This window comes from Georgenia halophila (genome assembly GCF_039541595.1).
In genome coordinates, this window is the sequence record NZ_BAABGN010000012.1 from 469695 (window position 1) to 491734 (window position 22040).

Consider the following 22040-nt stretch of genomic DNA (forward strand, 5'->3'; position numbering starts at 1 on the left):
GCCTTCGCCCTCGGGTGAGCGCAGAACGGGCGCCATCCCGGAGGATGACGCCCGTTCTTCAGTGGTGCGCGAGGGGGGAGTTGAACCCCCACGCCCTTTCGGGCACACGGACCTGAACCGTGCGCGTCTGCCTATTCCGCCACTCGCGCATGCTGCCGAAACAGCAGATGAAACGCTACCACGCACCCCCGTACCGATCGACGGGCGTCGTGCGGAATGGACGTGATCCCGGACACGCAGCCCGACTGTGGTTGTGGCGTGTTGCCGACCCGCTCCCGGGACCGGCTGTGAGCCGGTCCCGGGTGCGCCCACGGGTCAGTGCTGCGGGCGGGCTGTGCCGCGTCGTGCGGTCAGCGCCGCGCCGCCGGTGATCAGCAGGGCTGCGATCAGGGCCAAGCCCGCGACGGTGGTACCGGTGTCGGGCAGTCGACCGAGCCCCTCGTCCTCGTCGTCGGTGCCGTCGTCGCCACCGGCCGCGGGCGGCTCGACCACGGGGTGCGCGGTGCACAGCGGGCTGTCCTCGGCACACTCCTCGGGCGCCTCGTCACCGGTGACGGTGATGAAGTTGCCCAGGTGGTGGTCGCCCTGGTCGGCCCAGTCGAGAACCTCGACGGTGTAGGTCACCGTGACGGCCGCGCCACCGGCGAGGGCGCCGGTGACGGTGTAGCTGTCGTCACCGGACTCGACGCTCAGGGCCTCGTCCGAGGCCTGCGGCTCCTCGACGACGCGGGCGTCGTCGAGGACTCCGGCCATGTGGTCGGTGTAGTCGATCTCGCCGTCACCGGCACCGGTGTTGGTGAAGGAGACGGTGTAGGTCACCTCCTGACCGTCCTCGAGCTCGGTGCCCGACTCGGGGTCGGCCGACTTGACCACGGCGATGTCGCTGACCGGGTTCGCGGTGCAGTCCGCGTCCTGGCCGGGCTCCGCGTCACAGACCGGCTCCTCGGGAGTCTCCTCCTCGGGGTCGAGCAGGAAGTTCGCCAGGACCGCATCACCGAGCTCGCCCGGGTCGTTGACCCGCACGGTGTAGGTGACCGTGACCGTCTCCCCACCACCGACGGTGCCGGTGATGGAGAACCTGCCGTCCGCGACCTCCGAGGCCGTCAACGAGTCGTCCGAGGCGGTCGGTTCGGCGACGATCTGGGCGTCGTCCAGGATGTGGGTCAGGTCATCGACCCGGTCCACCGGGCCCTGCCCGTTGCCCTCGTTGGTGAAGGACAGCGTGTAGGTCAGCTCCTGACCCGCCTGGACCGTGGTCCCCGTGACCGGGTCGACCGCCTTCGAGTCCGACATCACCGGCACCGGGTGGTACGTGCACAGCGGGTCCTCGTCGGCGCACTCGGCCGGCGGATCGGTCACCCCCGGAGGCAGGACGAAGTTGGCGAGCATGTCATCCCCACGCTCCCCGTCCGGCCGGACCTGCACCGTGTAGGTCACGGTGTAGCTCTCCCCAGCCGGGACGGTCCCGTCGATACCGAGACCACCATCGCCGGTCGTGACCGACAGGGCCGGGTCCGAGACGGTCGGCCCGCCGACGACTCTGGCGTCGTCCACCACGCCGGTGAGGTCGTCGGTCCAACCCTCGACCGCAGCCGTCGCGGTGCCGGAGTTGGTGAAGGTCAGCGTGTACGTGACCTCCTCACCCGCGAGCACGGTGGTGCCCTTGTCCGGCTCGGCGTCCTTGGTCACGTCCAGCAGCGCACCCGGGATGCTCACCCGCCCGCACGGCTCACCCGTGACCGGGTCCACGCCGTTCTCGTCGGCCGGGTCACAGTCCGGAGCCGGCGGAGGCGTCGTGCACTCCGGATCATCGACCCCGCACTGCGGCCCGAACGCCACGTTGATCAGCTCCGTGTCACCCTCCCCGGTGTAGGTCACGTCATAGCTGATGGTGACCACCTCACCAGGGGCGAGCTCTCCGGCCCAGGAGATCAACGGCTCCGCGAACGAGGGGTCCGCGCCCAGGTCCGCGGCCAACGTGTCGGTGTCGACCGTGGCGTCGTCCAGAACCTCGGACAGGTCATCAATCACCACGGCCGGCCGGGTGGCCGTGAAGGCAGCCGTACCCGTGTTCTCCGCCGTGACCGTGTAACTCACCGTCTCACCCACGGCGGGGATCTCGGTCGCATCCGCCGACTTCGTCACCGCGAGCCGCGGCAGCTCATAGCCCACCACGTCACACGGCAGACCCGTCGCCGGATCCGTGCCGTCCACACAATCCTGCGGAACCGGCGGCACGCACTCCGGGTCATCCACCGCACAGAACGTCTGGAAGGCCACGTTGTCGACCTCCAGATCCCCGGCACCGGTCAGCTCCACGCTGTACGTGATCGTGACCGAATCACCCGAGGCCAGCGGGCCCTCCCACATCAACCGCGGCTCATCGAACGCCACGGTCCCGCTCGAGGCCCGCACGTCACCGCCATAGGTCGCGTCGTCCAGCACACCGGAGAGATCGTCCTGGATCCGCGCCGGCTCCTCGGCCGTGTAGTCACCCGGCCCGTTGTTCGTCACCTCGACCGTGTACTCCACCGTGTCACCGATCCGCGACTCAGCAGTCGCCGTCGACGACTTCTCGATCTCCAGCTCCGGCAGGCCGGGCAGGTCGAGCGCGAGCGTCTCGTCGATGGCGTGGTACGTCCAGTCGTCGATGCGGCGGGTGTCGCCCCAGCTGCCGCCGACGCCGTCGTTGGTGTTGTCGCTGCAGTCCCAGCCGTGGACACCGCCGGTGCTGGACACGCCCATGGTGCCGTCGAGGTCCGGGGTGACGCAGGCCCGGTCCTCGGTCCGCAGCTCGGTGTCGTCCCAGTAGATGGTCTGCGAGCCCGTCTCTGGGCCGTTGAGAGCGGTGACCTCGAGCCCGCCGCGGCGTTCCACGTCGAAGCCGACGAAGTGGATCTCGCCCACCTGATCGATCACTGCCCGGGCGGTCAGGTCGGTGCTGTACGGCACGGGATTGCCCTCGCCGTCGAGGCCGTTCCAGTTGACGGTGCCGTCCCCGTTGACGACGCCGAGCGGGAGCGTGACGTCCACCGGGTCGCCATAGCTGCCGTTGCCGTCGACGTCGATCTGGACCTCCATCTGACCGCTGAAGTTGGCGACGTCGACGGTGAAGGTGCCGCTGCGGTCGGTCGGCGAGGGCTGCGCGAAGGTGAGGTCGTTCAGGCTCGGCTCCGTCACCGGCGGGTTGAGCCAGCGGGTCGTGCCGTCGGGCCAGGTTGCGGTCGGCGGCATGTCCGCCGCCGGCCGCTCGAAGAAGATCTTGTAGGGATCGCCGCAGTTGCCGGGGGTGTCGTACTGGTCACCCTGGCCGTAGTCGCCGCCGTCCTGGTAGCTCAGGTAGGCCGAGGTGCACGTGCCGGCGAGGGTGTTGCCGGCGGCGTCGGAGTTGAAGCTGGAGTCCACGCCGTTGTACTCGGTGTAGCTGGCCTGGTAGAGGAAACCTTCACGGCTCAGGTAGAAGAGATCGAAGTCGGTGCTTTCGCCGTCCCTCGCGCCCATCTGAGCCATCTGATAGTTCGACGACCACACCCGACCGGGGACATCGGCGGTGCCGTTCTGGACGCTGATGTCCCAGTCGAAGTAGCTGGTCGACGCTGCCGCACCCACCACCTGGAAGTCGATCGTCCACACGCCCGGGACGGTCGAGGTCAGATCGGTGAAGCCGCAGCTCAAGAGGGTGTTCATCGCGATCGTGCAGCTGTCGCTTTCGCCGCCGGGTCCGTTGTAGCTGACGAGGACATCCTGATCACCGATCGAGGGACGCATGACCTTGGTGAACAACAGGTCGAGGTTCTCTCCCGCACCGACGTAGGCGTAGAAGGTGTTCGGCGAGCGCACGAGGCTCGTGCCCGGCGTCTCCTCCGCCGCCGCCGGGGCCGGCGCGGCCACGGTGGCGACGGCCGCGAGCAGGGACGCGACCAACGAGAACAGCATTAACGACGCCACGCCGCGGCGCGCGCCATGTGCTGTCGTACCGCCCCGCCGCCACCGGGCCACCTGCCGCTTCGACGTTCCGCGCTGACCGCGGCGTGCAGTGCTTCGAACGTCTTCCGTCACGACAACCCCCTGCTCGGCCCACGCTGTCCGGCGGGGCGATGACGCTAACGGGCCAATATGTATCGTGAACGACGTCTCCGCGTCCAGTATCTGGAGACGTCGAACTGTGATCTGGACGTCCGGTCGGCCGGCCGCAGGCGCGAGCGCCACGGTGGGATGGGCGTGCGCGATCGCCGCGGCATGCGTTGCTCGTCGACCCTCAGCAGGGCGCGGACTGCGCGCGCTGCGGAGACCGAGCCGTCCCCGCCCCGCAACAATCCCGTCATTTCTTGGTCTCCGCCGCGCTCATCAGGGTGTACATCCGGACGAACAGGTCCTGTCTCGTTACGATCGAGGGGCCGGGCCGTGGCACGCCCACGCCGGTGGCGAGACCGGACGCCCCGAGTCCGGAGCTGACGGCCGGACTGCACACCCGGCGCACGAGCCGGCACAAGTCGGACACGATCCGGGCACCGGCCCGGGAAGGAGTACTCGATGGGTGTCCTCGACCGCTTCGAGAAGGGGGTGGAGCGCTTCGTCAGTGCGGCGTTCGCCAAAGCCTTCCGCAGCGAGGTCAAGCCCGTCGAGATCGCCTCCGCCATCCGGCGGGAGATTGATGACCGTGCCGCTGCGGTCTCCCGCGAGCGCACCGTCGTCCCGAACGAGTTCGTCGTCGAGCTCTCCACCGCCGATCTGGAGCAGATCAACGCGTTCGGCGCCGATGCCCTCGCGGACGAGATGTCCGACGCCGCCACCGAACACGCCTCCTCGCAGCGCTACTCCTTCGTCGGACGTGTCGAGGTCAGCTTCGTCGAGCACGAGGACCTGTCCACGGGCCGGTTCAACGTCCGATCCGCCACCCGCCGCGGCGCGGTCGCCCCGGCGACCTCGACCGATCCCTCCAGCCGTCATCCCATCATCGACATCGACGGCGAGCGCTATCTCCTCACCGGGCCCGTCACCGTGGTCGGCCGCGGCAGCGAGGCGGACGTCGTCGTCGACGACACTGGTGTCTCGCGCCGCCACCTGGAGATCAAGGTGACGCCGGCCGGCGTCATCGCCACCGACCTCGGCTCCACGAACGGCACGTTCGTCGAGGGCCACCGCATCGACGCCGCGACCCTCGTGGACGGCAACACCATCACGCTCGGACGCACCCGCATCAAGTTCTGGACGGGCACCGATCCCTCCGGCGACGAGGCGAGAAGCAGGTGAGCCGTTGAGCGAGCTCGTCGTCACCCTGCTGCGCGTCGGATTCCTGGTCCTGCTCTGGCTGTTCGTCCTTGCCGCGCTCAACGTGCTCCGCAAGGATCTCTTCGGGACACGAGTCACCGCGCGCGGCCGCGGCCGGCGCAACCGCGGCAATCGGGCCCCGCAGAACGCCCGCCCGGCGCGGAACGAACCGACCAGGCTCGTCGTCACCCAGGGACCGCTGGCCGGCACGACCATTCCGCTCGGCCCCTCCGCGGTGCTGGTCGGGCGATCGCCCGGCTGCACGCTCGTCCTCGACGACGACTACTCCTCGAACCGGCACGCCCGCTTCTTCCCCAAGGACGACGGCTGGTGGGTCGAGGACCTCGGATCGACGAACGGCACCGTGGTCGGCCCCGAACGTATCGCCGGACCGGTCCAGGTCCCGCCCGGCACACCGGTACGCATCGGGCAGACCGTCATCGAGCTCCGGCGGTGACCCCGTGACGGTCCAGCTGCGCTTCGCGGCCCGCTCCGACGTCGGCCTCGTGCGATCGGTCAACCAGGACTCCGGGTACGCCGGTCCGCACCTCCTCGTACTCGCCGACGGCATGGGCGGACCCGCGGGCGGCGACATCGCCTCCTCCGTCGCCGTCGCCCACCTGGCCGAGCTCGACGACGCCCATGGCGCCGACGACCTGCTGGACCTCCTGCGCTCCGCCATCGAGGCCGCCCACGCCGAGCTCGTCGCACGGTCCGACGCCGATCCCGACCTCGCGGGACTCGGCACCACCTGCATCGCGATCCTGCGGGCCGGCAACAAGCTCGCCATGGTCCACATCGGCGACTCCCGCGCCTACCTGCTGCGTGACGGCGACCTCACCCAGGTCACCGAGGACCACACCTTCGTGCAGTACCTGGTCTCCACCGGGCGCCTCACCGCCGAGGAGGCCGAGCGGCACCCGCAGCGCAACGTCATCCTGCGGGCGCTCGGTGACAACGAGGGCGACGTGCAGCTCGACGAGTCGCTGCGCGAGGCCGTCCCTGGAGACCGCTGGCTCCTTGCCTCCGACGGTCTCTTCGGCTTCGTCTCGCACGAGACCATCACCGAGACGCTGACCGCCGTCGAGGACCCCGCCGCGTGCGCGGAGGAGCTCATCGAGCTGTCCCTGCGGGCCGGCGCACCCGACAACGTCACCTGCGTCGTCACCGACGTGGTCGACGACGAGGACGGACCCATCGCCGCCGACACCACGCCTCAGGTGGTGGGCGCCGCGGCCGACGCGCGTCTCCGGGCGTCTCGGGGCGGCAACAGTGCCGCCGCACGCGCCGCCGCGCTGACCACCTCTCCGCCCACCGCCGGCGGCACGGAGGAGGACGAGGTCGACAGGCCGCGGCCCTCCGCGGCGCGGCGGTGGATCGGTCGCCTGGTCGCCGCGCTGCTCGTCCTCGGTGCGCTGACCGGACTCGGGTACGCCGGGTACAGCTGGACCCAGACTCAGTACTTCGTCGCCCCGTACGGGGACTACGTCGCCGTCTACCGCGGGATCCCGCAGGAGCTCGGGCCGGTCCGGCTCGCCGAGCTGCACGAGCGGAGCGATCTGCGGGTCGACGCGCTCACGCCCGTCGCCCAGGACCGGCTGGAGAGCCCCATCACCCGCCGCTCCCTCGCCGGCGCCGAGGACGTCGTGGACACGCTGCGCGACGCGACCGTCGAGCCGGAACCGACACCGACGCCCACCCGGACTCCTGACGCGCCCTCGGGCACGGCGACCACCGGCCCCGCCGACGACGGAGCCGAGCCGACGACGGAGCCGAGCTGATGGCCATCGTCACCCAGGCACGCGCCCGGACCGGCCGGGCGGCCGAGCTCGGCCTGCTCGCCCTGGCGCTCCTCATCGCCGTCGGGGCGTACGCCGAGGTCTCCCTGGCCGTCACCGGCGAGCTGCCCGCCAACCTGGCCACGCGCGCCGGCGGGCTGGCCGCGCTCGCCCTGGTGGCGCACCTGCTGGTGCGGTGGAAGGCGCCGTACGCGGACCCGGCCATCCTGCCGATCGTCGTCGCGCTCAACGGCATCGGGCTGACGATGATCTACCGCATCGACCTGGCCACCGGGTCGAGCGGGGACACCGGGCAGGCCGACCAGCAGCTGATGTGGACCTTCGTCGGGGTGGCGGCCGCCGTCGCGACCCTATGGTTGATCAGCGACCACCGGGTGCTGCGCCGCTACACGTACACGGCCATGGTGGCCGGACTCGCCCTCGTCGCGCTGCCGCTGGTGCCGTTCCTGGGGGTGTCCGTCAACGGCGCCCGGATCTGGATCAGCATCGGGCCGATGTCCTTCCAGCCGGCCGAGCTGGCCAAGATCGTCCTGGCGGTCTTCTTCGCCGGCTACCTCGTCACCGAGCGCGACACCCTGGCCCTCGCCGGCCGAAAGGTCCTCGGTCTGCAGCTGCCGAGGGTGCGTGACCTCGGCCCGATCCTGCTCGCCTGGGGCGCCTCGATCGTGATCCTGGTCGGGGAGCGGGACCTCGGGACCTCTTTGCTGTTCTTCGGCATGTTCGTGGCCATGCTCTACGTCGCCACCGAGCGGCTCAGCTGGATCCTCATCGGCCTCGGCCTCTTCGCCGGCGGAGCGGTGCTGGCGGCGTCTCTGTTCGGCCACGTCGCGGCGCGCTTCGACGCCTGGCTGACCCCGTTCGACCCCGAGATCCTGGGCCGCGACCCGGGCGGCTCGGGACAGCTCGTCAGCGGCCTCTTCGGCCTGGCCTCCGGCGGCCTGACGGGTACGGGCTGGGGCTACGGCTACCCGACGACGATCCCGTACGCGAACTCGGACTTCATCGTCGCCGCGCTCGGCGAGGAGCTCGGCCTGACCGGTCTGCTCGCCATCTTGATCCTGTACCTCATCCTGGCTCAGCGCGGCCTGCGGGCGGCCATCGGCGTCCGTGACGGCTTCGGCAAGCTCTTCGCCTGCGGGATGGCGTTCGTGATGGCGTTCCAGGTCTTCGTCGTCGTCGGCGGCATCACCCGGCTGATCCCCGTCACGGGCCTGACGACGCCGTTCCTCGCCCTGGGCGGGTCGTCGCTGGTGTCGAACTGGATCATCGTGGCCCTGCTGCTGCGTATCTCGGACTCGGCGCGGCGGCCGGCTCCGCCGCTCGTGGACGACGGTGCGCCGGACGACCGCCCGGCCGGTCCGCCCGGCCGCGGACCCGCAGCCGGCAGCGACGACGAGACGCAGGTGGTGACGCTGTGAACCCACCGATCCGCCGCCTCGCCGTCGTCGTCGTCGCCATGTTCCTCGCGCTCATGATCGCCGCGACGTCCGTGCAGTTCTTCCAGGCCGACACGCTGAACGCCCACCCCCGCAATGTCCGCACCATCTACCGCGAGTACGGCCGCGACCGGGGACCCATCATCGTGGCCGGTGAGGCCGTCGCGAGCTCCGTCCCGGTCGACGACAACTACGGCTATCAGCGCGTCTACCCCGAAGGTGAGCTCTACGCTCACGTCACCGGCTACTTCTCCACCGCCCACAACCGGCTGACGGGTCTGGAACGGGCCAAGAACGACGTGCTCAACGGGACCTCGAGCTCGCTGCTGCTCGAGCGCATCCAGACGCTCGTGACCGGCCGGCAGCCACAGGGCGGTGCCGTCCAGCTGACGATCGACCCGGCGGCGCAGCAGGCCGCCGCCGAGGGGCTGGGCGACCGGTCCGGCGCCGTCGTCGCGCTCGACCCCAGCACCGGTGCCATTCTCGGCATGGTGTCCAGCCCCAGCTTCGACCCGAACGCCCTGGCTTCGCACAGCCGGGAGGAGGCCGACGAGGCCTGGGAGGCATACACCGGCCCGGACTCCGGAGAACCGCTGGTGAACCGCGCCATCGCCGGCGACCAGTACGCGCCGGGCTCGACGTTCAAGGTCATCACTGCGGCGGCGGCCCTCGAGAACGGTGACTACTCGCCCGACACGATGGTGCCGGGCCCCACAGAGCTCGACCTGCCGCAGACCGACCACATCATCCAGAACCCCGGGCAGCTGCCCTGCGGCGACGGATCCGGCGAGGTCACCCTGCTCCAGGCCTTCCGACAGTCCTGCAACACCACGTTCGGCCAGCTCTCCATGGACCTCGGCGACGACGCGCTGCGCGCCCAGGCGCAGGCGTTCGGCTTCGGCGAGGAGCTGGAGATCCCGATGGAGGTCACTCCGTCGCGGTTCCCCGAGGAACCCACACCCCCGGAGCTCGCGATGAGCGGCATCGGCCAGGCGAGCGTCCGTGTCACGCCGCTGCAGATGGCCATGGTCGCCGCCGCCGTCGCCAACGACGGCGTCCAGATGCATCCGCACCTCGTGGCGCGCGAGCTCACTGCCGACCTGGAGGAGGTCTCGGTCACCCAGCCGCGCGCGCTGCGGCAGTCGGTCTCCTCCGAGACCGCTGACGCGCTGACCGGGATGATGCGCGAGGTGGTCGCGAACGGCACCGGAACCGAGGCTCAGATCCCCGGGGTAGAGGTGGCCGGGAAGACGGGCACGGCCGAGATCTCCGCCGAGGTGGAGCCGCACTCGTGGTTCCTCGGCTTCGCCGATGCCGCCGAGGGGTCGACGCCGGAGGTCGCCGTCGCGGTGCTTGTGGAGAACGGCGGCGACGGCGGGGCCACGGCCGGCCCGATCGCCCGTGAGGTCATGGAGGCGGTGCTGCAGTGACCGTTCCATCCTCCACGCGGCCCGCGCGGCGGTCTCGTACCGGCGCCGGTGCGGCGCCGAGGCCACGCGCCGGCGTGGTCCTCGGCAGCCGCTACGAGCTCACCGACCGCATCGCCGTCGGAGGAATGGGAGAGGTCTGGCAGGCGCTGGACCGGCGGCTCGGCCGCACCGTGGCGGTGAAGGTGCTGCGTCCCGAGCTGACCGGCGACGAGCTCTTCCTCGCACGGTTGCGCACCGAGGCCCGCAACACGGCCGGCCTGCAGCATCCCAACCTGGCCAGGCTGCTCGACCACGGTGAGGAGCGTGGCTCGGGGTACCTCGTGATGGAGCTCGTCTGCGGCGAGACGCTCGCCGACCGTCTGCGCTGCGCGGGGACCGTGCCGGCGGAGGATCTCGTGCCGATCCTGGTGCAGGCATGCCGCGGGCTCCACGCTGCCCACACGGCCGGGATCGTCCACCGGGACGTCAAGCCGGCCAACGTCATCATCACCGGCGACGGCGAGGTCAAGCTCACCGACTTCGGCATCTCCCTTGCCGCGAACCAGGCTCCGATGACCTCGGCCGGCATGGTGATGGGGACCGCGCACTACCTGCCGCCGGAGCAGGCCACGGGCCACCCGGCCACCGCCGTCGGCGACGTGTACGCCCTCGGTGTGCTCGCCTACGAGTGCCTGGTGGGCGAACGGCCTTTCACCGGCCGGACGCAGGTCGATGTCGCCGTCGCGCACGTCAACCAGCCGGTCCCGGCACTGCCCGACGCCGTCCCGCCCGGGCTCGCGGCCGTCGTTACCCGCATGCTCGAGAAGCACCCGGCTGACCGCCCCGCCTCGGCACTCGCCTGCGCACGGGAGCTGGAGAACTCGCTGGCCGGAACCGAGCAAGAGTTCACACCCGAGCACCAGCCGGCGGACGAGCTCGAGTCGGCGGGCGAGTCGCAGGCCGCGGGCACGTCCCGGCCGGCACTCGTGACGACGACACGGCGGTCGGCCGCACCGGGACGACGCCACCTGGCCACCCGCCCGACGCCCAGGCTCACCGGTTCAGTGATCGAGCGCACCGGCTCGGTGGTCCAGCACCTCGCCCTTCCCACCACGACCTCGCGGCACAGCAGCGGCCGGCGGAGGACCCCAGCATCGGTGCGCACCTCCGTCGCTGGGGCTCGAACGCCCGCGCGGGTCCGGCCGGCACGACCGGTCCGGGCGCACGTCGGCCCGTCGACGACCGCGGTCGCCCTTCAGCGGGCCAGGGAATCGGTGACCGGCTGGCGCGTCCCCACCTGGCGGGAGCTGTCCGCGGACCGCGTCTGGCTGGTCTCGATGGCGGTCGTCCTCACCGTCCTCCTGGTGCTGACGGCCGTCCTCGCCGGAGCGGGCCTGGGTAACCTGGACAGCGCCGCCCGGAGCGCGAGCCCTCCTCCACCGCCCGCGCACAGCTCGCCCATGATTCCCAGCACCGTTAGGACAAGTAGTGGCTGACGAGATACCCCGTGTTCTTGGGGGGCGCTACGAGGTCGGCGAGCTCATCGGCCGCGGCGGCATGGCCGAGGTGCACATCGGCTACGACAGCCGCCTGTCGCGGACCGTCGCCATCAAGGTGCTCCGTTCGGACCTCGCGCGCGACGCCACCTTCCAGGCCCGGTTCCGCCGCGAGGCGCAGTCGTCGGCAGCCCTGAACCACCCCTCGATCGTCGCGGTGTACGACACCGGCGAGGAGGCCGTCGCCGACCCGCACGGGAACAAGATCGCCGTGCCCTTCATCGTCATGGAGTACGTCGAGGGCCACACGGTGCGCGACCTGCTCGCCGGCGGCGACCCCGTACCGATCGACGAGGCGGCGGAGATCGTCGTCGGCGTGCTCTCGGCGCTGGAGTACTCCCACCGCGAGGGCATCGTCCACCGGGACATCAAGCCGGGCAACATCATGCTGAGCCCCACCGGCCAGGTGAAGGTGATGGACTTCGGCATCGCCCGCGCGATGGCCGACTCGGCGGCGACGATGACGCAGACCCACGCCGTCATCGGCACCGCGCAGTACCTGTCCCCCGAGCAGGCGCGCGGCGAGGTGGTCGACGCCCGATCGGACCTCTACTCGACCGGCTGCCTGCTGTTCGAGCTGTTGACCGGCCAGCCCCCGTTCTCGGGCGACTCCGCCGTCGCCGTCGCCTATCAGCACGTGCGCGAGACGCCGCGGACGCCGTCGATGATCACCCCCGATGTACCGGAGGTCCTCGACCGGGTGGTCCTCAAATCGCTCGCCAAGGACCGCGACGACCGCTACACCGACGCCGCCCACATGCGCAGCGACCTGCTCGCCGCCGTCCGAGGCGGGCAGGTCGAGGCCCCGGCCGCCGCGGCCTGGGTCGCCGCCGCGGCGGCGCCGACGACCGTGCTCTCCGGCGGGCAGGGCGCCACCGCCACCGGCACGATGCCCGCCTCGGGTGCTGCCGCTGCCGCGGAAGCGCCCGCGGAGGAGGACCGGCGCTCTCGGTGGTGGATCTGGCTGCTGGCGCTGCTCGGGCTGGCGGCGGCCGCGGGCATCACCTACCTCGTGCTCAACCAGACGGAGGAGCCGCCGACCGAGCCCGCGATGGTCACCGTCCCGGACATGACCGGGATGGACCAGGTGGACGCCCGCCAGGAACTCGATTCAGCGGGTCTGCAGGCCTCGATCCAGGATCCACGGCCCTCCGACGAGGTCGAGGAGGGCCTGTTCCTCTCCTCCGACCCGCCGGTCGGGCAGCGCGTGGAGGAAGGCACGACGGTGCAGCTCGTGTTCTCCTCGGGTCCCGAGACCGTCCAGGTCCCGGACATGATCGGCATGAGCCAGGAGCAGGCCCGAGCCGCACTCGACGAGGCCGGGCTGAACTTCGGCGGTGAGGAGACGGGCGAGGCCCCCGACCTCGAGCCGGGAACGGTGATGGCGGCCAGCCCACCGGTCGGTGAGGCGGTCGAGCCGGGCACCGACGTCACCCTGACGATCGTGGGCGAGACCGTCCAGCTTCCCGACCTCACCGGTATGCCCGAGGAAGAGGCGCTCGCGCAGCTCGAGAGCCTCGACCTGAACTCCAGCACGCAGGAGCAGGAGTCGGGCGACTTCGAGCCCGGGACGGTGCTCGAGCAGTCCCACCCGCCGGGCATCATCGAACGCGGTACGACCGTCACGCTCACCATCGCCGTCGCGCCGCCGGAGGACCCGACCGACGAACCGACAGACGAGCCCACCGACGAACCGACCGACGAGCCGACGGACACGGAGACCACCGACGACGGCGGCGGTGGCAACAATGGAGGCGGTAACAACAATGGAGGCGGTGACAACACCGGCGATGGTGGCGGTGGCGGTGGCGGCTGACCGCCCACGCTTCCGGTAGATCCCACCGAGGGCTACTCGAAACGCCGAGGGCTACCGGCCGAGCTGTAGCCCTCGGTGTTGCGAGTAGCCCTCCCTGCGGGCGGGGCGGGCCTCAGCCGCTCACCGCCGAACCAGCGGCGCTAGACCTTCCGAGCGGGCCAGGGCGTCGCCGTCGCCCGTGGCGGCGAGCCAGTTGGCAAGCAGACGGTGACCGCCCTCGGTGAGCACCGCCTCCGGGTGGAACTGGACGCCGTGGAGCGGCAGGGTCCGGTGCTGCAGCCCCATGACGATCCCCTCCGAGGTCTCAGCGGTGATCGCCAGCTCGTCGGGGACGGTGTCACGCACGACGGCGAGGGAGTGGTACCGGGTGGCCGTGAAGGGCGTGTCGAGGCCGGCGAGGACACCGGCGCCACGATGGGTGACCTGTGACGTCTTGCCATGCATGAGCTCCGGCGCGTGCGTGACGACACCGCCGAAGACCTCGCCGAGCGCCTGGTGGCCGAGGCACACGCCGAGCATGGGCCTGGACTGGTCCGCACACGCCTCGATGAGCCGGATCGTTCCGCCCGCACCCTTCGGCGTACCGGGACCGGGCGAGACCAGGACGCCGTCGAAGCCTTCGAGGTCGCGCGGGATGGCGTCGTTGCGCACCACGGTCGTCTCGGCCCCCAGCTGCTGGAGGTAGCCGACGATCGTGTAGACGAAGCTGTCGTAGTTGTCGACCACGAGGATCCGGGTCATGAGGGTGCTCCCACGGTGCTGGTGTGTGCCGACGGCGGACGGTCCTGACATTCTTGCACCGCCGGGCACGACGGGGATGTCGCAGCCTTCTCTCCCCGGACCATCGAGCAGCCGGGCTCGCTCGGCGGGGACTTCCCTCAGTTGCGATCCGCGAGGACCTCGGCGTGCTGGAGGGCGAGCGGTCCGGTGTAGGCGGGCAGCTCGATGTCCTCCTCCTCGGTCACGGACCATCCGAGGCCCACTGCCTCGACGTACTGCAGGTAGACCTGAACACCGGCGGCGGCATCCAGGCCACGTTGCAGGGAGTCCTGGTCCCCGATCGCCCGGATGACGTACGGCGGGGAGTACGTGCGTCCGGCGATGTGCAGCACGTTGCCGACGCACCGGACACCGGTGGTGGACACCACCCGGTGGCCCTGGATGGACATGGCCTCGGCCCCGCCGGCCCACAACGCGTTCATGACCGCCTCGATGTCCTGCTGGTGCACGACGAGCGCGTCGGGCGCGAACGCACCCTGGTCGTCTTCAGGGATGGGCGGGGCGTCCCAGAGCTGGACCTCGAGGCCCGGCCCGTGAACGGCCTCGAGCCCCACGGCCGCCGCCGGCACGTCGCTACCCGCCGGCCCGTCGCTCACCGGCTCCTCGCCGGCGGTCAGCTCGGCGATCTGCTCGCGCAGCGCGGCGTTCTCGGCCTCGATCTCCTCCAGCCGTTCGGTCTCGGCACGCGCGAGGCCTTCGAGGTTCTGGGGCTGGCGCAAGCTGTCACCCGCGAAGACGGAGGCGTTCGTGGCGAACAGGAGCCCTGCGAGCAGTCCGACCACGCCGGTGCCGACCGAGATCCGTCTCGGCATCCGACGGCGCTCACCGGTCTCGGGAGCGGTCGAGCTCACGTTTCTCCTCCCGGCTCGCGGCCGTGGACCCGGCCGTGGCGGCCTGCGTGCGACACTACGCTAGGTCACCGGCAGGTCAGCGCACGGCCGGTCAGACCCGTTCCGTGTGCGACGGGGCGGTCCGGCAGGCACGCGAGCCCGTGTGAGGAGAAGGTGGATGCCCGAGTCCAAGAAGCGTAAGAATGCGGCCCAGAAGGGCAAGGACCGCCCTTCCGCGACCCGGGCCGGCCAGTCCGGCAACGACGACCCGGCCGCCAGGCGTGAGCGGTCGGACGCGCCCCCGCCGCCGAGTCCGCGTTGGTGGGCCCCGACGATGGTCACCCTCATGGTGATCGGCCTGATCTGCGTCGTGCTGACCTACCTGATGCGGGGGGACGCCCCGGTCCCGGGCCTGGGCAACTGGAACCTCGCGATCGGGTTCGGCGTGATGCTCGTCGGTTTCTTCATGACGCTCCGCTGGCGCTGAAGGCACCGCAGCGCTGTTTCCACATCTCTGGACAGAGGTTTTTGCGCGCCGCGCCAGCGCGCCCGCCGGACGGTCCCGCCAGGCGCGAGCGGCGTCGGCCAGCGTGCTGACCTGCGGTTTCGTAACTGACGCTCGGTCGTCCGGGGCTAAATGACAAGGCTGTAGTTCTCCACATGGTTGCCCACATCTGTGGATGTCCACGCGCGGGCTTTTCCACAGGTGTGTACACAGCCGTGGAAAGTTACACCGTTGTGACCATGCCTTCTGGCGGTGGCAGTGGCGGTCAGACGGTTGCGTACCGGAGCGCGACGAGCACGAGCAGCAACATTGCCATCGAGGCGGTGCCCGCCACGCTCAGGGTGGTACGTCGCTCCTTGGGCGCGTAGACGTACGCCAGCCCGAGCAACGCGCCCACCACGGCACCGCCGAGGTGTGCCTGCCAGGAGATGCCCGGATAGATGAACCCGATGGCGAAGTTGATGGCGAACAAAACCAGGATCTGCGTGGCGTCCCGACCGAAGCGTCGGAGCACGAGGAAGATCGCGGCGAAGAGACCGAAGACGGCGCCGGAGGCGCCGACCACGGACGTTACCCACGAGAGTCCGGCAGGGTCCGCCAGCAGCAGCACCGCCGTCGAGCCGCCGAGGGCGGACAGCAGAAACATCGCCACGAAGCGCCATCGCCCGAGCGCCGGCTCGAGGACGCTTCCGACGATCCACAGGGCGTACATGTTGACCGCCAGGTGGAGCCAGCCGGCGTGCAGGAACGCCGCGGTGAGAAACCGCCACGGTTCCTCGTCACCGCTGCTCGGTGCGAACGCCAGCTGCTGCAGCACGTCCGGCGTGAAGCGCTGGGTGAGGTAGACGAGCACGCAGAGGGCGATGATCGTGATCGTCACGACTGGCCGGCCGGATCGGTACCGCCCGCCGAGAACCGTCTGGGTCGGACGCACCGACGCCTGGGCCTCCCGGACACAGTCGACGCACTGCACACCGACCGCCGCCGGCCGCTGGCACTCGGGGCAGGCGGGTCGCCCGCAGCGCTGGCACCGGACGTAGGAGATACGGTCCGGGTGGCGCGGGCAGACGGGCATCTGCGGGGACCCGGACTCCCCGGTCTGGTACGTCATCCGCGCTTACTCGGTGACGGACACCGAAGTGATGGTGATGTCCTCGGTGGGCCGGTCTCGTCGGTCCGTCGGCGTGGTGTTGATCGTGTCGACGACGGCGCGAGAGGCCGGGTTGGTGACCTTGCCGAAGATGGTGTGCTTGCCCTGGAGCCAGGTGGTGGCACCCGTGGTGATGAAGAACTGAGATCCGTTGGTGCCCCGGCCCGCGATCTTGCCGGCGTTCGCCATGGCGAGCACGTAAGGCTCGCTGAAGTCCAGCTCGGGGTGGATCTCGTCGTCGAACTGGTAGCCGGGTCCGCCGGTGCCCTGTCCGAGGGGGTCGCCGCCCTGAATCATGAAGTTCGGGATGACGCGGTGGAAGATCACCCCGTCGTAGAGCGGCCTGTCGGTCTCCTCCCCGGTGGCCGGGTCCGTCCAGGTACGCGCGCCCGTGGCGAGCTCGGTGAAGTTCGCGACCGTCTTCGGCGCGTGGTTCGGATACAGCTCGACAGTGATGTCACCGACAGTCGTGTGCAGCGTGGCTTCCATAGACCGATCCTCGCACGACGGTCCACGACTGTGGCACCCGGGCGACCCTCGGGGCCCCGGAGCACCGCTCGCGAGCCAGTCCCAGACCCCGCACGACGATCCTCATGGCAGAAAATCCGGGCACCCACAAGCAATCGGGCCGCAAACCGTGCAAGATGGGACCCTGTAGCACTGGCGGTACCACCTCCGGTCGCTGCCGGACTGTCCTTCGACGACCAGGGAGAGCACATGTCGCGCAAGCGCAAGATCATCGAGGCGGAGAGGGTGCGCAAGCAAGCGGCCGAGCTCGGAGCGATCGCGCAGCAGCAGGCGGCCGTCGCCGCGCAGCAGGCAAGCCACCTCGGGCATCAGGCTTCCGAGTTCGCCGACCACGGCAAGGACTGGGCTACCCCTCGGGTCGAGGCGGCAGTCGACTGGGCTGCTCCCCGCGTCGACAAGGCATGGCGCAAGACCGTGTCCGCCACGGCGCCGAAGATCGAAGAGGCCACCGAGAGGGTTCGCCCGGCAGTGGACGACGCGTACGAGCGCCTGGTCGACGACTATCTCCCCCGCATCCAGAAGGCCATGCAGGACGCCGCCGAGGCCTCGTCCGGCGCGAGCGGCGTCGGGGCCAAGGCCGGGAAGGCCGGCGCAGCCGCCAAGAAGGCGCTGGCCACTCCGCCGAAGAAGGGCCGCCCGGTCGCCAAGACGTTCGGCTGGGTCGTCGTCGGGACCGTGGCGGCCGGCGCCGGTTACCTGCTGTGGCGCCGCAGCCAGCCGGTGGACGACCCGTGGGCCGAGGAGTACTGGGACGACTCCACGGCGCCCGCGCCGGGGACGTCCGGCTCGAGCCCGACGGCGAAGCTCTCGGCCGCCGCTGCCACCGCCAAGGAAAGGACCTCCGAGGTCGCCGGCAAGGTGAGCGAGACGGTCAGGGAGAAGACCAGCGAGGCGAAGGCGAAGGCCGGCGACAACGCCGCCGAGACCACCGCCAAGACGGCGGACACCACTGCCGATGCCGCCGAGACGGTGGCAGAGAAGGCCGAGGAGGCCGAGGGCGACGCCGCCAGGAGGGCGCCCGGTGCTGCGGGTACTGGCACCTCCGGCTCCACCGGCACGACGGGTTCCACCGGCACGACGGGCACGACCGGCACGGCGGGCTCCAGCGACACGAAGGGCCCGGGCAGCACCAGCTGACGCGACACCTCCACTGACAAGGGCCTGGCGTTTTCTCGCCGGGCCCTTCGTCGTGCCGGGCCGCAGACACCCGGACGGTGCGCAGCCGCAGGCGGGCGCGGACGGGTCAGACCGCGTCGTGCGAGCGGACGCCGGGCTCGGCGCGCCCGGGTAGCAGCCCGAGCCCGTACGCCTGAAGCAGCGCCGAGGCGCGGTCGTGGACACCGAGCTTGGCGTAGATCGCGATGGTCTGCTTCTTCACAGTGTTGACCGACACCGTCAGGGCCCTGGCGATCTCGGCGACGGTGTCGTGGTGGACCATCTGATCGAGCACGACCGCCTCGCGCGGGGAGAGCGTCACAAGCTTGCCCGACTCCGGATATACGTCCGGGCGTGCGTCGATGCGGCGGCGCACGTCGGCGTCCAGGTCGATATCGGTGAGCTGGAGGAGCCGGTCGCGGGTACGGCGCGGGAGGGTCGTCAACGGAACCAGTGTGCCGATGTGCCTGGCGAGCCTGTGCCCTCGGGTGAACGCCTCAGCCGCGGCGGACCTGTCGTCCATCGCCACCGCGGCGGCTGCTTGGATCATGAGCAGCTCGGCCCGGTCACGCGGGACGCAACGCCGGTCCCACAGGTTCTGGGAGACGATGCTGTGCGAGAGGGCGTACTCTCCGGCGATCAGGGCGAGCCGGGCACGGGGGACCGCTGATGCCACCGCGCCGGGACCGGTGACGGCGCCGGCGATGAGCCGCTGCGCCCTGTTGAGCTCGCCTTGCGCGAGCATGAGCTCCGCGGAGCACCGGTCCAGGATCCATCGTGCCGTCCCTCGCGGCTCGATGCGGGGATGGACGGTGCCGAGGTGCTCGAGCCGTGCGAGGGCCGGGACCGGGTCGTCGAGAACGAGCGCCTCGCGCGCACTCGCGTAGGCGATGAAGGGCCACACCTCGACGGCGTCGGTGCCGTCCCCGGCCAAGGCGAGCTCGCGACCAGCTGCCGCGTCATCGAGCTCGTCGAGGTGTAGCAACGCCCGGGCGATGTGCGCGGGCACCGACACGAGATGGTCGAGCCACACGGGTTGCGTGGCGAGGCCCTCGTGCACACCGAGCCAGAACCGCGCGTCACCGGTGCTGCCCAAGGTGGCGTGTATCAGAGACAGGTGCGCTGTCGCCATGCCGGCCACGAGGTCCATCCCCTCGCCCGTGGCGGCGTGGTAGCTGCGCGTCGCTCGTTCCAGGGCGGTAGGCGTGTCGTCAGCCAGCAAGGCGGTGAGCGCCCACTGCGCGTCGAGCAACGCGGCGTTGCCTGCACTGATCGTCGGGAGGATCGAACCCTCGGCGTCGACGCGGTTCGTGAAATCCTGCGCGAGCCTCAGCGCAGCGAACGGATCGCCGTCGACGCGGTGCGCGGCCATCGCCGCCGCGACCGCCAGCGACTGTTCGTCATGTGTCCGGAACCGCCGCACCGCGTGCATCGCGCCCAGGTGGCGCAGCTGGGCCCCGAGGTGGCCCGCACGAGTCCTGTCGTCGACATGGGGGCGTAAGCCTGTCATCGTGGCGGCGGCCAGGCCGAGTATCGGATGCTCCTCGACGGCGGTCCGGGGTGGATCGGCGTAGGCGGCGACCGCCGCGTCAGGATGGGCGACGACCAGCTGGAGGCTTCGTGCCGTCCACTGACGCGCCAGGAGCGGCCAGTCCTCGCCCGCCCGGGCGTGCCGGAGCACGGCTTTCTGGGCACCCGCCCGAGCGTCGGTCACGAGCATGCGCGCGATCGCGCGGTGCACGTGGGCGACCCTCTCCGGGTGCCGACCGGCGAGGGTGTCGGCCAGGAGGCGACCCACGAGAACCGGAAACCGCCAGGCCCGGGCATCCGGCCGCATCGGGGCCTCCTCGAGCAGACCGTGCCGCTCGAGCCGGACGAGCAGGGAAGCCGGCGTGTGGTTCCCCAGCAGGCCCTGGGTGTAGGGATCGTCGACCAACAACGTGCGAACGAGGTCCTCGGTGATCTCCTCGGCGACTGCCAGACACATCGCGACCTCCGCGACGCCGTCGTCGACGATCTGCGGCAGTACCGCCTCGCGCAAGAGGTGCAGCGCGACGTCGCTGGCGAACGACGCCGCGGTCGGCGGGGTGCGATCGAGGACCAACTTGGCGGCGGCGAGCCAGCCGCCGACGGCGCCGTGCAGCTCGAGGGCCCGGGCGTGGCTGAGCTCGTGCCCCCAGGAAGCGGCGAACGTGGGCAGCTCGCCCACGGTGACGCTCAGGTCCCGCCCCGTCAGCACCGTCATGGGCAGCTCGTGGACCTCGGCCTCTTCCTCGATCGGGTGGAACGTGCGTGCGCACACCAGGATGTGCACCGTGGGCAGCTGGGACAGCAGAAGGCACAGCCCGGCGGCGGTCGCGGGATCGGTGAGGGGGTCGGCGTCGTCGATAACCAGCACGAGTTGCTGGACGTGGTCGGACAGGTCCTCGGCGAGCTGGGCTCCCCATTCGCCGGAACCGGTCGATTCCAGGCGCAGCGCCGCGGCAGTGACCAGGCCGCCCTCGACCAGCGCGTTGCGCAGAAGCTCGGCGAAGACATCGCCCCTGGAGGCGCGCGCCGATCGGGCATTCAGCCACACCACATGCGCGCCTTGCGCGCGCTGGCGTGCCGCCCAGGTCGCGGCAAGGGTGGTCTTGCCCATGCCGGGGAGGCCACGAATCACCGTGAGCGGCGCCAGCCGGTCCAGCCGGCGCAGGAGCCACTCGCGATCCACGACCCGTGCTGGTGTTCGAGGAATCCGAGCGGATGTGGGCGCGCCGAGCCGACGCGCTATCGATTGCCGTGTTGACGCCAACGTCATCCAGGTTCCCCCCTGCCGGGAGTGTAGTGCGGCAGCCGTTCGGTGGTGCGGCAATGACTATTCGGCTCGTCACCGTCGGTCGGCGTCGGTGTTGTGGGCGTCGGTGCCGCGGGCGTCGGTGTCTCGGGCCTGGTGTCCGGGGCGTGGGCGTGGGTCGGCCCCTCGAGTCTTGGTCGGTCTGGGGGAACCGGTCAGGACTCGAGGGGCCGTGTGCGGGGTGGGGTTAGAGCAGGTCCTCGAGCCTCATCCCCGGTGTGGTGGTCCCAGCGGCCAGCCGGCGCCGCCGGCTGAGGCCCATGAATCCTCCGCCGACACCGACGAGGAGCATCGCGCCCAGGACGGTGGCCAGCGAGACCGGGGCACCGGTGTTCGGCAGGCCCGGGATCAACGGGGCGGAGGCCGTGTGGTGCTCGGTCGCGCAGCCGGGGTTGCCGTCCGCGGCCGGGACACAGCTGCCACGCTCGTCCGGGCTGGTCACCACGTTGTCCATGGTGGCGTCGGGCTCATCACCCACGGTCACCGAGTACGTGAGGGTCACGACCTGGTCGACCTCGAGGTCACCGGTCCAGGTCAGCTGGTCCCCGGCCCGCTCGAGCGTGCCGGAGGACGCGGACGCGTCACCGTTCCAGTCCGCCACCGAGAACACCCCGGAGAGGTCATCGACCACGATGGCGTCCTCGACCCCGGCGGTACCGACCTGCTCCACGACCACCGTGTAGGTGACCACGTCACCCTGACCGACCTGCGACCCGGACTCCGGGTCGGAGGTCTTGGAGTACACGTAGGCACCGTTGAGGTGCTCGGTGGTGCACGCCTCGTCCTGACCCTGGGCCGGGACACACTGCCCGTCGGTGGTCACCACGTTGACCAGGTGGCGATCACCCTCGGCCGTCACGGTCACCGAGTAGGTCAACGTGACCTCCTCATCGACCTCCAACGGCCCCGCCCAGGTCAGCTCGGGCTCCTCGAACGCGACCTCACCGGCCGTGGCCTGCGCGTCATCGT

The 22040-nt window shown here is 70.8% G+C and carries 16 protein-coding genes and 1 tRNA gene; 9 read left to right on the plus strand and 8 right to left on the minus strand.

All coding sequences use genetic code 11. The annotated features are described in order from the left end of the window. Positions 1 to 62: 62 nt before the first annotated feature. Positions 63 to 149: transfer RNA gene (locus ABD907_RS16010), tRNA-Leu, on the minus strand. A gap of 166 nt (positions 150 to 315) precedes the next feature. Next, complete coding sequence (locus ABD907_RS16015; protein ID WP_345217269.1) at positions 316 to 3936, minus strand: DUF7927 domain-containing protein; 3621 nt, start codon at positions 3934 to 3936, stop codon at positions 316 to 318. 597 nt (positions 3937 to 4533) lie between these two features. Here ABD907_RS16015 and ABD907_RS16020 point away from each other — a divergent pair. From ABD907_RS16020 to pknB, 7 genes are read left to right on the plus strand one after another with little or no spacing between them, the layout of a single operon-like run. Further along, a complete protein-coding gene (locus tag ABD907_RS16020; protein WP_345217270.1) occupies positions 4534 to 5253 on the plus strand; it encodes an FHA domain-containing protein in 720 nt (239 codons plus the stop codon). 4 nt (positions 5254 to 5257) lie between these two features. Beyond that, complete coding sequence (locus ABD907_RS16025; RefSeq protein ID WP_345217271.1) at positions 5258 to 5728, plus strand: FHA domain-containing protein FhaB/FipA; 471 nt, start codon at positions 5258 to 5260, stop codon at positions 5726 to 5728. A gap of 4 nt (positions 5729 to 5732) precedes the next feature. Beyond that, positions 5733 to 7052: a PP2C family protein-serine/threonine phosphatase gene (locus ABD907_RS16030; RefSeq protein ID WP_345217272.1), complete on the plus strand. Its 1320-nt coding sequence runs from the start codon at positions 5733 to 5735 to the stop codon at positions 7050 to 7052. Beyond that, positions 7052 to 8488 carry an FtsW/RodA/SpoVE family cell cycle protein gene (locus tag ABD907_RS16035; RefSeq protein ID WP_345217273.1) on the plus strand — a complete coding sequence of 479 codons (1437 nt, stop codon included), beginning with the start codon at positions 7052 to 7054 and terminating at the stop codon, positions 8486 to 8488. Before ABD907_RS16030 ends, ABD907_RS16035 begins: the two co-directional genes overlap by 1 nt. Next, the gene (locus ABD907_RS16040; RefSeq protein ID WP_345217274.1) at positions 8485 to 9936 is read left to right on the plus strand and encodes a peptidoglycan D,D-transpeptidase FtsI family protein; all 1452 of its coding nucleotides are present in this window, start codon (positions 8485 to 8487) and stop codon (positions 9934 to 9936) included. Before ABD907_RS16035 ends, ABD907_RS16040 begins: the two co-directional genes overlap by 4 nt. Next, positions 9933 to 11411: a serine/threonine-protein kinase gene (locus ABD907_RS16045; protein WP_345217275.1), complete on the plus strand. Its 1479-nt coding sequence runs from the start codon at positions 9933 to 9935 to the stop codon at positions 11409 to 11411. Before ABD907_RS16040 ends, ABD907_RS16045 begins: the two co-directional genes overlap by 4 nt. Continuing rightward, entirely contained in the window at positions 11404 to 13287 is a 1884-nt protein-coding gene (gene pknB / locus ABD907_RS16050; RefSeq protein WP_345217276.1) for a Stk1 family PASTA domain-containing Ser/Thr kinase, read from the plus strand. Before ABD907_RS16045 ends, pknB begins: the two co-directional genes overlap by 8 nt. A gap of 120 nt (positions 13288 to 13407) precedes the next feature. Here pknB and ABD907_RS16055 read toward each other — a convergent pair whose 3' ends face one another. Continuing rightward, positions 13408 to 14028: an aminodeoxychorismate/anthranilate synthase component II gene (locus tag ABD907_RS16055; protein WP_345217277.1), complete on the minus strand. Its 621-nt coding sequence runs from the start codon at positions 14026 to 14028 to the stop codon at positions 13408 to 13410. 137 nt (positions 14029 to 14165) lie between these two features. After that, entirely contained in the window at positions 14166 to 14918 is a 753-nt protein-coding gene (locus tag ABD907_RS16060) for a DUF881 domain-containing protein (RefSeq protein ID WP_345217278.1), read from the minus strand. A 157-nt stretch (positions 14919 to 15075) separates the two neighbouring features. Here ABD907_RS16060 and ABD907_RS16065 point away from each other — a divergent pair, with 157 nt between their 5' ends. Then, positions 15076 to 15384, plus strand: a complete 309-nt coding sequence (locus tag ABD907_RS16065) for a cell division protein CrgA (RefSeq protein WP_345217279.1) — start codon at positions 15076 to 15078, stop codon at positions 15382 to 15384. A gap of 283 nt (positions 15385 to 15667) precedes the next feature. Here ABD907_RS16065 and ABD907_RS16070 read toward each other — a convergent pair whose 3' ends face one another. Next, positions 15668 to 16282: a rhomboid family intramembrane serine protease gene (locus tag ABD907_RS16070; protein ID WP_345217280.1), complete on the minus strand. Its 615-nt coding sequence runs from the start codon at positions 16280 to 16282 to the stop codon at positions 15668 to 15670. Between the two features lie 237 nt (positions 16283 to 16519). After that, positions 16520 to 17041 (minus strand): peptidylprolyl isomerase, encoded by a 522-nt coding sequence (locus ABD907_RS16075; RefSeq protein ID WP_345217281.1) that lies wholly within the window; start codon positions 17039 to 17041, stop codon positions 16520 to 16522. Between the two features lie 228 nt (positions 17042 to 17269). Between ABD907_RS16075 and ABD907_RS16080 the strand changes: the two genes are divergently transcribed. Further along, positions 17270 to 18217, plus strand: coding sequence for a hypothetical protein (locus ABD907_RS16080; RefSeq protein WP_345217282.1), 948 nt, complete (start codon positions 17270 to 17272; stop codon positions 18215 to 18217). Between the two features lie 106 nt (positions 18218 to 18323). Here ABD907_RS16080 and ABD907_RS16085 read toward each other — a convergent pair whose 3' ends face one another. Together ABD907_RS16085 and ABD907_RS16090 are read right to left on the minus strand one after the other, a co-directional pair. After that, the gene (locus ABD907_RS16085; protein WP_345217283.1) at positions 18324 to 20948 is read right to left on the minus strand and encodes a LuxR C-terminal-related transcriptional regulator; all 2625 of its coding nucleotides are present in this window, start codon (positions 20946 to 20948) and stop codon (positions 18324 to 18326) included. Between the two features lie 310 nt (positions 20949 to 21258). Beyond that, on the minus strand, positions 21259 to 22040 hold a 782-nt coding region (locus tag ABD907_RS16090; RefSeq protein WP_345217284.1), incomplete at its 5' end, for a DUF7927 domain-containing protein.